The sequence below is a fragment of the Glaciecola petra genome (genome assembly GCF_031846345.1).
Taxonomy (GTDB): domain Bacteria; phylum Pseudomonadota; class Gammaproteobacteria; order Enterobacterales; family Alteromonadaceae; genus Glaciecola; species Glaciecola petra.
Genome location: NZ_JAVRHX010000001.1, coordinates 1,608,084 through 1,620,674 on the forward strand (window position 1 = coordinate 1,608,084; position 12,591 = coordinate 1,620,674).

A 12,591-nucleotide genomic window follows, 5' to 3' on the forward strand; every position below is an offset into this window, starting at 1 on the left:
GAAACTTACTAATATTGTTGCTCGATTTGTTTGTCATCAATACTTTGATCACCATCACCCGACAGTAAAATTGCTAACCATTTTGTACTTTCTCGAGATTCTAAGGCAATTTTAACCACCATCGTCAATGGCACCGATAAAAGCATGCCTACTGTACCGAGTAACCAACCCCAAAAAATCAACGATAAAAATACAACAAGGGTAGATAGACCGAGACCTTTTCCCATAAAACGTGGCTCAATCATATTTCCCATCACGGTGTTTACGACAATAAATCCTAATCCTGCTAAACCTGCTTTAACTAAACCAAACTCCACAAAGGCCATTAATACCGCTGGCAATGCAGCAATAATTGAGCCGATGTTAGGAATAAAATTCAACATAAATGATAGTACGGCCCATAACATAAAGTGATCTACGCCTAAAACATACAACCACACACCTATAAGCAATCCAGTGCCTAAACTGACCATCATTTTGATTACTAAATATTGATTAACTGACTGCAAGAATCTGTCAATATGCGGTAAATTCATATCAGGGTCGGCCATTGCCACGTGCACTCTTCTGGGCATAGATTCTGCTTCAAACAACATAAAAATAACTGTAAGTAAAATAAGAAAGACGTTTGACAACACTGAGCCCATGCCCGTAATAAAATTAGTTGCCATGGTCATAGCCATTGCTGGGTCAAAATAAGAAAATAAAAAACTCTGATCGATATGAATATTAAAAACCGCGAGTTTTTCAACTATCCAAGCAAATTCACCCGACAGTTGTTGTTGATAAACAGGCATATTTTGCCTAAATTCAGACAAAGATTGCGTAATCAAGCCTGCCAACATAAATCCAATTACCACTATAAACAGTATTACTAAGGTGACTGATAACCATCTTGGAATTCTATATTGGCTAGACCAGTTAATAATAGGACTAACGGCTATCGCGATAAAAGCAGATAATAAAAAAGGCACCAATATGATACTTGCTGCTTTAATACCTGCAAAAACGATAACAATACTCGCCATAATGAGAAAAGCTTTTAAAACTGGTGATTTCAATTCCATGGTTTACCCTTTGATGATGACTTTATTGGTCATTTTTTATTGTGTCACGTTTATACTGTTTCTAATTATACTTTCACAATGTTGCATCAACATTATGACTACTTCAACAAGGACAAGCTATTTATATGAATCTCAATCTGGCTACTATTCGCATTAAAAACTTACGTTTACGCACTTACATTGGCATTAACGAAGATGAAATTAAAAATCAGCAAGATGTTGTGATCAATATTTTTATTCAATATGACGCTAAAAAAGCCACTGATAGCGACCAAATGCAAGATGCGCTTAACTATAAAACAATAACGAAGGCAATCATACGTCTAGTAGAAGATAATCGTTTTTCACTCCTCGAAAAATTAACTGCTGACATTTTAGCAATAGCGGCCGAACACCCATGGGTTACCTTTGCCGAAGCAGAAGTTGACAAACCACATGCCCTGCGTTTTTCAGATTCAGTATCATTAGCCTTATCCTGCACTAAGGGTGACTAAAATGAAAAAACTACTATTAACTGGCGCAACCGGGCTTATTGGTAGTCATTTGGTCAAAAAATTAAAAACAAGTTATGAAATTACTACCATTAGTCGCGACCCTAAAAGGGCTCAGCGGCTACTTGGTAAAGAGATAAATGCCATTTTACTGAGCGAACTAGAGAGCGTTGATGATTATGATGCAATTATTAACTTAGCTGGTGAGCCTATTGCCGACAAACGTTGGAGCGCGCAGCAAAAAACGAAAATATGTGACTCGCGATGGGATATAACCAATCGCTTAGTCGACTTAATCAATTGTTCGGCCGAAAAACCCAAAGTTTTTATTAGCGGCAGTGCCATTGGCATATATGGTCGACAAGGAGATACAGTAGTAAACGAGGACTTTGAAGATTTCCATGAAGAATTTAGTCGTGAAGTTTGTCATAAGTGGGAACAAATTGCGACAAAGGCTAATACGCGAGTTTGTATACTGCGCACAGGCATTGTGCTTAGTGATGAAGGTGGTGCCTTAGCTAAGATGTTAATGCCATTTAGGTTGGGCCTTGGCGGACCTATTGCTGATGGCAAACAATATATGTCGTGGATCCATATTGAAGACATGATAAAAGGCATATGCTTTTTGCTTGACCATGAATCTTGTGTCGGACCTTTTAATTTAACTGCGCCAAACCCTAACACTAACGCATTTTTCTCTATTAAATTGGCAAAACGACTTGGACGACCATGTTTTTTTAAGGTCCCGTCGTTTATTCTGAAGAATTTAATGGGTGAATCTTCTGAATTAGTGTTGTTTGGGCAAAAAGTGATACCAGAGCGGCTCATAAATGCAGGGTTTAGCTTCAGCTACCCAAGCTTAGTTGAAGCACTAGATGGACTAGATATATAAGAGCAGAAAGGCCCATTTAGGGCTTCCTGCTGTTACTCGTAAAAAACTGTTTTACAAGCTTATACCATTTTACGTAATAAGTGAGCGGTATTCAGTGACAACAGTCTCCAACAAGCTACTGCTCCTAACAAACCTACAACAACTGCACCAATAGTTGGTGCAATCGCCCAATACTCCAAATGCAAACTAAACGCCATCTGGAAAATGTTGGTTTGCAATAAATATAGACTAAATTCATTTGCAACCGCGGCCATAAAGCCGGCCACTGCACCAATAATAATAAACTCATTAATAACACTAAAGCGAATACTAAGGCCTTTTAATCCTAAAGTTCTTAGTATCGCCAACTCTTGCAAGCGTTCATCCATACTTGCTTGTACCTGAGCAATTAATACTAAAGACCCCGCTATCAAAACGAGTACTAAAATGAATTCGACCGCCATAGACACTTGTTCAATTATTTCTCGTAGTTGATTTATTCGCGCATCTACGTCAAACAAGGTTACGCTGGCATAAGGTGCCATCAGCCCAGCAATTTCATTTTTTCTGTTTTCGTCTAAATGGAAGCTAGTGATGTATGTTGCACTGAAATTCTCCATCGCTTTGGGATGCAACACAAAAAAGAAATTAGGCTGTAAGGTTTGCCAATTCACTTCCCTTATACTGGTAACATTTGCAGTAATCACTTCACTGCCCACATTAAAGGTAAGCTCATCGCCCATTTTAATCCCTAATCGACCAGCAATCTCTTTTTCAAGCGACAAAGGCACTGGCTCCCCTTCTTGCCAATTGTCATGCCATTCACCCTCAACCACAGTATTACCCGACTGGAGTTGTGTGCCCCAACTTAGATTCGCTTCGCGCCCTAAGCCTTGACGACCTTCTTGGGAGCGTTCTTCGCCCTCCTTGGTAACTTCTGTGCGTATTTGTTCATCATTAATAGCAACAAAACGCCCACGGGCAACGGGATAGAATTTTTCATATTCAACATTGTTTGCATCAAAATGCGATCTTAAACCGTCTTTTTGAGCCTCGGTCACATTTGATAAGAAATAATTGGGTGTGCCTTCAGGTAATTGGTCTCGCCATTGTTTCACCATGTCGTTGCGCATAACCAACACAATCAGCAATAACATAATAGTAATAGCAAAACTGATGAGCTGTACAGAATTGCCCATAGCTCTGCGTCTGATGCGTGCCCACGCCAATGTCCAAGCGCCCATGCTACCGCTACCAAGTTTACGTCCGACCCAAATTAAAACATGGGTCATGGCGAGTAAACTCAGCACTAATACGATGCCAGAAACAAACAAAATACCACTTATTTTTAGATTGCCGCTATACACCCACATCAGCAAAAATACAGCGCCCCCGGAAAATAAAAACTGTAAAGCCCGCGACGACATGGTTGTGCTGATGTCTTTCCGAAGCACTCTCAAAGGTGGAACAGAAAATAACTGAAGTAAGGGATAAATAGAAAACAATAAAGCGCAAGTCACACCGGTGAAAACGGCAATGCCTAAGGGGCGCCAATACCAAGTGTTAAGCGCCACTTCGACAGTATCTTGCAGTGCCACCGCAACAGCCTGTTGGATGATGTAACCAATTACGCTACCTACAACAATTCCCAAAATAGTAATAAAACAAATTTGCACTAGATATATTTTGCGCACCATTGCTTTACCCGCACCCAATGTTTTCATTATTGCTACTGGATCAAAATGACGTTGACTAAACCGCTGAGCCGCGACGGCAATGGATACAGCGGCTAGAACAATGGCGAGCAAACTAGCAAGCAAAAAGAACTCTTCAGCTCTGGCGATGGAGTTTCCTATAGGTGAATCATCATCTTTTATGCTGGTCCAGCGATGTAATTCTCTATTCATCTGCGGACGCAACCAATCATAATAATCGTCTAGTTCACCAGTATCACCTGTGAAATAATATTTATAGCTTAATCGACTTCCCGGCCCCGTAATGTTGGTAGAAGGTATATCGTCAGCGTGCATGAGCAAAATGGGATCGGTATTGAATACACTAAAGCCGGCGTCGGGTATTTCGCTTAATATATTGGCGACGACGAATTCAGCGTCACCCACCTCAACTTTATCGCCTACACCCACTTGCAACATTTGCAATAAGCGAGAATCTACCCACACTTCTCCTCTTTCAACGCCTTTATCAGCAACAATACCTTCACCAAAGGGGATATCCGATATTTTAACGCTCCCTTTTAAGGGATATGCGTTGTCGACTGCTCGAACATCTGAAAGTGCTAACTCATCACCAGCAAACACCATTGAGCGAGTGGATAATTGGAAAGCAGTTGCTAAATTTCTGTTGGCGGCTTCAGTTATCCATTCTGGATCAACCGCCTTACGAGAGCGAAGTTGGCTGTCTGCTGCTATAAACTCAGCACTGCGATCGGTCAAAGCGCTCTGTAAGCGTTCTGAGAACAACGACAAAGACAAGACCGACGCTACTGACAACACAATCGCCAATAAAATAATGGTGAGCTCACCACGACGCGCTTCGTGTTTAAATAAGCGCCAAGCTAAATCGAAAGCAATCATGTATTACTCTCCTGATACAACTTTAAGTTGCGCACCATGCTCGGTCAATTCACCTGCATTCATGGTTAACTGTCGGTCGCATTTGTCGGCCAATTTACTGTCGTGGGTTACCAACACTAAGGTGGTATCAGAATCTTTGTTAAGTGCAAATAATAAGTCTTCGACCTTTTCTGAGTTAGCAGAATCTAAGTTGCCTGTCGGTTCATCAGCAAATAATATTTTAGGTTGAGTAATAAACGCTCTTGCTATCGCTACGCGCTGTTGTTCACCACCCGACAACTGATTTGGAAAATGATGAGCGCGGTGATCTAGGCCGACTTGTTCAATGATTTTTTGTGCTCGTTTTTTTGCATCTTTTAAACCTGCTATCTCAGCAGGTAACATAATGTTTTCAAGGGCTGTAAGACTTTGTACTAGCATAAAACTTTGAAAGATAAATCCAACTTTTTCGCCGCGCAAACGAGCCCGGGCTTCTTCGTCCATGGTGTGCAAAGGCTCACCGTCTAAAAAGATGTGCCCGCTACTCACTTCGTCTAAACCAGCAAGCAAGCCCAACAGGGTTGATTTGCCTGAACCAGAAGCGCCAACAACGGCAACACTTTCACCGGGCTTGACTTCGAAGCTAATTGGGTGAAGGATCTGTAACTCACCTTCGTTCGTACTGACTTTTTTAATAACACTTTTTGTTTCAATCATCAGAGAGGCTTTGCTCATAGTGATAAATATTTCATCCTTACGGCTATCAACCACGCTTGTGGGCGTTAATAGCTTGGCTAAATTGTTGGTAATTTCGATTAGTCTTTTATTCGCAACTTTAGTGCATTCAGATCAGAGTGTATCGGCTGAAAATGTAACAAGTGAATACAAATTATTAGTGCTTGGTGACAGCTTAAGCGCCGCGTATGGACTTACCGCAGAGCAAGGATGGGTATACTTACTTGCCGAAAAATGGCAAGCGCAATCATTACCCATTAAAGTCGTAAACGCCGCCATTAGTGGAGATACCACTGACGGAGGCCTTGCCAGACTACCAAGACTGATTGAATTACACCAACCTACTCATCTGTATATAGAATTGGGGGGAAATAACGCTTTACAAGGCCATAACCCTCGCAAAATTAAACAAAATTTAATGAACATGGTTGAAACGGCTGAAAACAGCAACATCAAAGTAATTATTCAAGAAATGCAGATACCGACAAATTACGGCGCTCGATACACTAAAGCATTTACCTCTATTTTTCATGAAATAGCCGAAGAAAAAGACATTCCGTTAATTCCCTTCTTTCTTCAAGAAATCGCCTTAACACCTGGCCTAATGCAACGGGATGGCATACACCCCACAAAAGAAGCACAACCTATGATTGTTGAATTTCTAGCTGACAAACTGGCTAGTGCAGTAGATGCCCGCTTGCTAACAGATTAAAACAGAGGACGTAGGCCGAGATCTTCACGTCCGCGAAGACGACAATACAAGGCACTTATTACCGCGCCCCTCTTGTCATTACGACCCTTTCCTGTTACTGCGCCCCCTCTTGTCATTACGCCCCCTCTTGTCATTACCGCGAAAGCGGTAACCTCCAAAATAGTCTCAGAAAATCAGAGTATTGCTCCACTTTACTATGCTTCTTGAGAAAATACTCGCCTTAGCGTAATGCTGTTCGTTTTAAAAGTTTTACCTCAACAGTCATCTCAGCGGAAGCTGAGATCTCCTTAAACATTCTCTATCTATATGGGATGCAAAAGGTCGTAATAAGCAGATTCCTGCCTGCGCAGGAAAGACGATTCGCTTAATCGAACAGCATTAAGCAAAGATAATAATCTCTACCGTCCACTCAGGAGATCTTACTGATTTTTAATAATTTCGTTTTTCAAGTCATCCTGAAATTTTTTAAAATCGATATTTAATTTCTGCAAGCGCTGTTCTATTGCTCCCAAGAAGCCAATTGTATTGATGAATCGATTTCTAAATGTGTTGTCTTGGCATACCTCACTAAATGGTTTTGCTAAACTAAACGACCAATTAGCTTGATCAGACCCAACAAAATTTGCACGCACACTTGGGTGATGAGTAATGTGATGTAACCAAGCGTTATTATAATATGTGGTGGTTTGTTCATATTCTTCTTTTAAACGCCGAATATAAAACCCCAAATTCTGTTGGGACTTTGCGTTCATAATGACGCAGCAAAATGAAAGAAGCAATATTAATTTCAACTCGGTAATTCGTTATATATCTAGCAATATATGAATATGCCGATATTAAATAACATTAGAGTAGTTCTATATTTGATTTCCGATTATCAACACATGAAAATGACAACTACAGTTTTATTTTTTATTACTTTATTGGGTATTGTGTATTACCTCGGATTCCCTGTTCACACTTACACAAGCGAAGTTTCCGATAACAGTCCTATCATCCACGAAAGAGCTATATTCAACACCGCTAAAAGTGATATGTATGTTCAAGATGTGACAGAAAAAGGTTCTTTTACAAGTGAACAAACAGAATTAACAGCATCGTCGCAAGCCTTCAATTATGGTGAATGCTTTACTTATAACTCAGAAGCAGAAGCAAAACTTTTTGAACAACGTGCCGCTTATCTTCAAAGCTTACGTCACTCATCGCTCGAAGATGAACGTTTGGCCTTTGTTCTTTTTAGCGACATAATACCTGACGACGAATCAGCATTAGACAAAGAACATGTGCATAAGCTAAACGCTTTATTAGATTTAGAACAAATTGAAAATCCACTAGTAGCCATAGAAACATTGCGAACATGCACAATTCACTCAAATTATGAGCGCTGTAACAATGAACTGGTTAAAAAGATTACTTCTCAACACAATGACGATGCTGAAATATGGTTACAAGCGATTAGATATTTTATAAACACTGAGCAAGATAAACTTGTCTTTGAAGCAATAGAACAAGCAAAACAGAGCAAATACGTAAGCTCTTTCTTTAAACTTTTTATAAGTACTTACGCGCAAGCTTTGGAAACTTCCGGTGTTGGCAATTACAACAGCAATGTGATGAGTGGGCTGGGTTATTACTTCGCAAAAGCGCTTCCTCTTGGCGAAACTACTCACTGGTGTAAAGATAATCTGCACCAAGAAAAATATGCACAAGGATGTTTAGACATAAGTATTCTAATGGAGCAAAATTCTAGCGACTCAATAGAAAAGGCGATAGGACTGGCTCATCAACAAATTGTTTATGAGGCACAAGGCGACATAGACTCTGCCGCACTAGCTGTCCAACGCAAAAATGCGCTGCAACCCAAATACTTGTCGAATGAATGGCAGGTGAAAAATAACACTTTGGAAACAATATTCCAGTATGAAAAGTTACTGCGCAACTACATTGCGAATATGGGGATACTTGGTGAGCATGGCGCAAGAAAATCGCTAGAAGCCGAAGTTATGCGATTTCGAGCATCAGAACACTTTGTGGATTGTAGTGACTAGTAATTGGCTGTTTTAGGAGATTACTGCTTTCGCAGCAATGACGATGGTGTTTGATGAGGTTGCTGCTTTCACATAATTCTGTTCGGTTAAGCGAATCGTCTTTCCTGCGGAGGCAGGAATCTGCTTATTACGACCTTTTGCATCCCATAAATAGAGGATGTTCAAGGAGATCTCAGCTTCCGCTGAGATGACTGTTGAGGTAAAACCTTTAATCGAACAGCATTATGCTTTAGCAGCAATGACGGTTATGATGATGCGATGACGAGAATGGTGCATAGATGACCCGCCATCTATGCACCAAGCCTAAGGCTGCTTATCGTTTATTTGCTGTAAGCAACCGGTTTGCTTGTATCACGATTTAAATAACGGTCACGCAGTTTGGTTTGTCTTGACTCCATTGGCATGGCTTTGCCAGCAATAAAGACTTGTTCAGCGGCTTGGGTGACTTCAAGCGGGTCGCCTGACCAAATCACCAAGTCCGCTTGTTTGCCCGTTTCTAGGCTTCCTAATTGATTGTCAAACCCAAATATTTTTGCCACATTAATGGTAAGCGCAGCAATGGCAGCACTGTGGGGCAAACCATTTGCCACAGCATTACCTGCATGCTGAGGCGCTAAGCGGATATTATGCGTGTCCATTCCAATCGCAACTAAAACGCCAGCTGCATGCAAGCGCCCTGCATTACTCATGGTTGAGGCTAACTGGTCAAAGCCTCCTGGCAGATTGTACTCAGGATCTAAAATAACCGGAATACCGGCTTGCGCGATTTGATCGGCAACACGCCATGCGTCACTTGCTCCCAACAAAATAATATTTACATTAGCAAACCGTTTTTTAAGCGCAATAACCTGTAAAATATCGCTTGCTCTGTTGGCAGTAATTGCTAGGGGTATGTCACCTTTAACTACGCTTATCAATACCTTTGCATCGGCTCGAGTAATCATGCCTTCCCAATCTTCACTTGGACTCATGTCGTAACCGCTAGCAAAGCTTGCTTCATCTAAGCTTTTGTTTAAAGCGACCCAAAGCGCTGCTCTGGACTCTCCATTGCGATCGGCTCCACCATGCCCCACGTCGGTATGCACATAGGCACCAGCTTTGAAGAGTAAGTCAAACGAATCAACATTATCTAAACTAATCACCGCCCCTTTTCCATTAAAGAGTTGACCCGTGCGACTAATGCCGGTTACGGCGCTTGTAAAGCCTTCTAAGCGTGTTATAGCGATTAAAGTAGAATCTGGATTGATTGCATATTGCGCATCGTAAGCAGCGCCTACAGTTGATAAATCAGGCATAAGGCTTTCAGCATCCACGCGCGAATCCACCACCCCTGCTGAACTGCTAACTTCGACCATGCCCAAACTAGTATGAGCGCCAATAAAGCCCGGCGTAATTACTTTGCCACTGGCATTAATTTCGACATAACCGCTAGGCACGCTGTTGGTGTCTAGTACTTGTACAATTTTACCATCTTCAATTAACACAGTTGCATTATCCAAAATGCCTAATTTAGACATGGTATGAACTTGTGCACCTGTAATCGCAATTTTCTCAGCTTGCGCTTGCCCAACACTAAATATCGTGATTATTGAACACAGCAAAAACGTCACTTTTTTATTTAATAATTTCATTTGGCGTCTCCTGATGCTATCTGCCCAACTTCAAAATCACTCACTGGCCAACTCTCAGGTTGCGAGCGATCAAACACCATCGCACCATCAATAAATACTTTTTCGGCTTGCGAATAAGTTGAAAATGGATCCGCTGACCACAGCACGACATCTGCGTTTTTGCCGATCTCTAAAGAACCTGTTTGATCAAAGATACCCAAACTTTTAGCGGGGTTTGCAGACAGCCATCGCCATGCTTCTGCTTGGCTAATATCTATGCCCGCTCGTTGTCCGTCTGACCAAGCTTTTGCCGCTTCTTGATTGAGTCTTTGAATGCCAATGTCGCTGTCTGAATGCACAATGGCACATGCACCTGCATTATGAACCATGGGTACATTTTCGCGAATGCCGTCATAAGCTTCCATTTTAAAGCCCCACCAATCAGCCCACATGGCAGAACACACATTATTTCCAGCTAATTTATCAGAAATTTTGTAAGCTTCTACAGCGTGATGAAATGTACCAATTTGGTAGTTAAACTCCTTCATTACGTCCATCATCACGACCATTTCGTCGGCTCGATAACAATGCATATGCACTAAAATCTCACCCTCTAAAACGCCAGCTAGGGTCTCAAGGCGTAAATCACGTTTTGGGGCTTTTGTATCTTTACCAGCATCAGCATCGTCTGAATAGCTCTGCCATTTCTTTTGATACTCTTGCGCATCTATCCAAGCTTTTCGATAACCTGCAACGTTAGCCATACGCGTCATTGGCCCACCTCTTCTGCCATAAACACGTTTGGGGTTTTCACCACACGCCATTTTTATACCATAAGGCGCATCAGGAAACTTCATATCCTGCATGGTTCTGTTAGGTAAGTTTTTTACCACAATGCTGCGACCACCAAACAAATTAGCTGAGCCCGGTAATATTTGTAAGCTAGTAACCCCTCCCGAAAGTGCACGCTGAAATCCTGGGTCTTGCGGCCATATGGAGTGTTCGGCCCACACTTCAGCCGTTACAGGGCCCGTGACTTCATTGCCGTCAGAATGTGAGTCGGTATCTGGCGATGGATACACGCCTAAATGTGAGTGATTGTCGATAATACCAGGTGTTAGCCACTTTCCAGTGCCATCAATCTCAATAGCATCGCTAGGCGCACTCACGCTATCCCCTATGCTTTGTATTTTCCCGTCACTCAGTAAAATGGCTCCCTCTTCAATTTTGTTTCCTAAACCATCTAAAATAGTGACATTAGTAATAACGACGGGAGCTGAGTCAATAACTTGGTAAGTACTTGGGAATGGATTTTTGAACTGTGACAAATCTACTTTTTGCACATCTTCTTTTTGTTCTGGCTTGTCATTACTGCATGCAGAGAGCACAAGCAATGGCAAAAAAGCAATCAAAAGCACAACTCTGCTTTTGTTTCCAATGGTTTGGTTTATCACGGGCCTTTCCTTAAGGTTTAAGTAGGAATATTATAGTAATAGGTTAAATATAGTACACTGACAGAGCTTTTGAAAACGAGACTTCATAATTAGTGTTTAAGTAAATTTACAATATCGCGTGCATCACGCATTCTTCTTAATTCTACAAACATTTCACTGGCTTCGGGATATTGCAATTTTAAGTACGAAAACCACTGTTTGATGCGATTAGGGTAATAAAGTCCTTTTTCAGAATATATTTCATAGCCTGAATATTTTACCAACAAAGACTTTACCTGTTCCCAATTATAAGCTTGTTCGCCATATCTAATAGTATTCGCCAAATTGGGTAATGCCAAAGCACCTCTCCCCAACATTATGTGCGGAGTATCGCTTTGAACTATGCAGTTTTCGGCATCTTGTGCCGACCAAATTTCGCCATTAGCAATAATTGGCAGCGTTGTATGTTGGCGGATTTTTGCAATCCAATCCCAATAAGCTGGGGGCTTATAGCCATCTTTTTTTGTTCTAGCATGCACTACTAATGACGATGCACCAGCACTTTCAATTGCTTGGGCATTTTCAATAGCAAGATGAGTATCCTCAAAGCCGAGTCTTATTTTTGCGGTGACTTCATGCTCTGCAGGAACGGCCTCTCGCACTGCTTTAACAATACGATAGAGCTGCTCTGGGTATTGCAGCAGTACTGCCCCGCCTTTTGATTTATTAACGGTTTTTGCTGGGCACCCAAAGTTCAAATCGACACCATGGGAGCCTAAACGTATCGCTGTTAACGCATTTATAGCCAAGTATTCTGGATCTTGACCAAGTAACTGTACTTTGACTTTTGTTTTGTTAGACGTGTAACCACCGTCTTTTAATTCTGGACATAATCGGTAAAAGACCTTATCGGGAAGTTTAGTATTTACTACCCTTACGAATTCTGTCACACATAAATCAAAGCCGCCTATGGTAGAAAGCATGTCGCGCATTAAGTGGTCAACAACGCCTTGCATGGGAGCAAGTACTATCTGCATGGATTTACTTCTCG

General features: G+C 41.4%; 11 protein-coding genes. 4 read left to right on the forward strand and 7 right to left on the reverse strand.

The annotated features are described in order from the left end of the window. Positions 1-8: 8 nt before the first annotated feature. Complete coding sequence (locus RM552_RS07085; RefSeq protein WP_311368070.1) at positions 9-1,067, reverse strand: AI-2E family transporter; 1,059 nt, start codon at positions 1,065-1,067, stop codon at positions 9-11. A gap of 125 nt (positions 1,068-1,192) precedes the next feature. On the opposite strand from RM552_RS07085, the gene folX reads away from it, so the two are divergent. Further along, positions 1,193-1,561 (forward strand): dihydroneopterin triphosphate 2'-epimerase, encoded by a 369-nt coding sequence (folX, locus tag RM552_RS07090; protein WP_311368071.1) that lies wholly within the window; start codon positions 1,193-1,195, stop codon positions 1,559-1,561. Position 1,562: 1 nt separating this feature from the next. Next, positions 1,563-2,450, forward strand: coding sequence for a TIGR01777 family oxidoreductase (locus RM552_RS07095; protein ID WP_311368072.1), 888 nt, complete (start codon positions 1,563-1,565; stop codon positions 2,448-2,450). Positions 2,451-2,509: 59 nt separating this feature from the next. Here the strand turns inward: RM552_RS07095 and RM552_RS07100 are convergent, their stop codons facing one another. Further along, positions 2,510-5,023: an ABC transporter permease gene (locus RM552_RS07100; RefSeq protein WP_311368073.1), complete on the reverse strand. Its 2,514-nt coding sequence runs from the start codon at positions 5,021-5,023 to the stop codon at positions 2,510-2,512. Between the two features lie 3 nt (positions 5,024-5,026). Beyond that, on the reverse strand, positions 5,027-5,719 hold the full coding sequence (locus tag RM552_RS07105) for an ABC transporter ATP-binding protein (RefSeq protein WP_311368074.1): 693 nt from the start codon (positions 5,717-5,719) through the stop codon (positions 5,027-5,029). An 85-nt stretch (positions 5,720-5,804) separates the two neighbouring features. Here RM552_RS07105 and RM552_RS07110 point away from each other — a divergent pair, with 85 nt between their 5' ends. Then, entirely contained in the window at positions 5,805-6,449 is a 645-nt protein-coding gene (locus RM552_RS07110; protein WP_432277200.1) for an arylesterase, read from the forward strand. 419 nt (positions 6,450-6,868) lie between these two features. Here the strand turns inward: RM552_RS07110 and RM552_RS07115 are convergent, their stop codons facing one another. Continuing rightward, positions 6,869-7,201: a hypothetical protein gene (locus RM552_RS07115; RefSeq protein ID WP_311368075.1), complete on the reverse strand. Its 333-nt coding sequence runs from the start codon at positions 7,199-7,201 to the stop codon at positions 6,869-6,871. 138 nt (positions 7,202-7,339) lie between these two features. Here RM552_RS07115 and RM552_RS07120 point away from each other — a divergent pair, with 138 nt between their 5' ends. Further along, positions 7,340-8,497, forward strand: a complete 1,158-nt coding sequence (locus RM552_RS07120) for a hypothetical protein (RefSeq protein WP_311368076.1) — start codon at positions 7,340-7,342, stop codon at positions 8,495-8,497. A gap of 320 nt (positions 8,498-8,817) precedes the next feature. On the opposite strand, the gene RM552_RS07125 is transcribed toward RM552_RS07120, so the two are convergent. The 3 genes from RM552_RS07125 to RM552_RS07135 all read right to left on the reverse strand — a co-directional run bounded on the left by RM552_RS07125 (position 8,818) and on the right by RM552_RS07135 (position 12,577). After that, entirely contained in the window at positions 8,818-10,128 is a 1,311-nt protein-coding gene (locus RM552_RS07125) for an amidohydrolase family protein (RefSeq protein ID WP_311368077.1), read from the reverse strand. Next, on the reverse strand, positions 10,125-11,546 hold the full coding sequence (locus RM552_RS07130) for an amidohydrolase (RefSeq protein ID WP_432277201.1): 1,422 nt from the start codon (positions 11,544-11,546) through the stop codon (positions 10,125-10,127). The genes RM552_RS07125 and RM552_RS07130 overlap by 4 nt, the downstream gene beginning before the upstream one ends. Positions 11,547-11,650: 104 nt before the next feature. Further along, positions 11,651-12,577: a tRNA-dihydrouridine synthase gene (locus RM552_RS07135; RefSeq protein WP_311368078.1), complete on the reverse strand. Its 927-nt coding sequence runs from the start codon at positions 12,575-12,577 to the stop codon at positions 11,651-11,653. Positions 12,578-12,591 lie beyond the last annotated feature (14 nt).

Coding starts and splice junctions, on each gene's coding strand:
- RM552_RS07125 (WP_311368077.1), bottom strand. CDS start 10,128: ATGAAATTATTAAATAAAAAAGTGACGTTTTTGCTGTGTTCAATAATC.
- RM552_RS07115 (WP_311368075.1), bottom strand. CDS start 7,201: ATGAACGCAAAGTCCCAACAGAATTTGGGGTTTTATATTCGGCGTTTA.
- RM552_RS07135 (WP_311368078.1), bottom strand. CDS start 12,577: ATGCAGATAGTACTTGCTCCCATGCAAGGCGTTGTTGACCACTTAATG.
- RM552_RS07120 (WP_311368076.1), top strand. CDS start 7,340: ATGACAACTACAGTTTTATTTTTTATTACTTTATTGGGTATTGTGTAT.
- folX (WP_311368071.1), top strand. CDS start 1,193: ATGAATCTCAATCTGGCTACTATTCGCATTAAAAACTTACGTTTACGC.
- RM552_RS07105 (WP_311368074.1), bottom strand. CDS start 5,719: ATGATTGAAACAAAAAGTGTTATTAAAAAAGTCAGTACGAACGAAGGT.
- RM552_RS07100 (WP_311368073.1), bottom strand. CDS start 5,023: ATGATTGCTTTCGATTTAGCTTGGCGCTTATTTAAACACGAAGCGCGT.
- RM552_RS07095 (WP_311368072.1), top strand. CDS start 1,563: ATGAAAAAACTACTATTAACTGGCGCAACCGGGCTTATTGGTAGTCAT.
- RM552_RS07085 (WP_311368070.1), bottom strand. CDS start 1,067: ATGGAATTGAAATCACCAGTTTTAAAAGCTTTTCTCATTATGGCGAGT.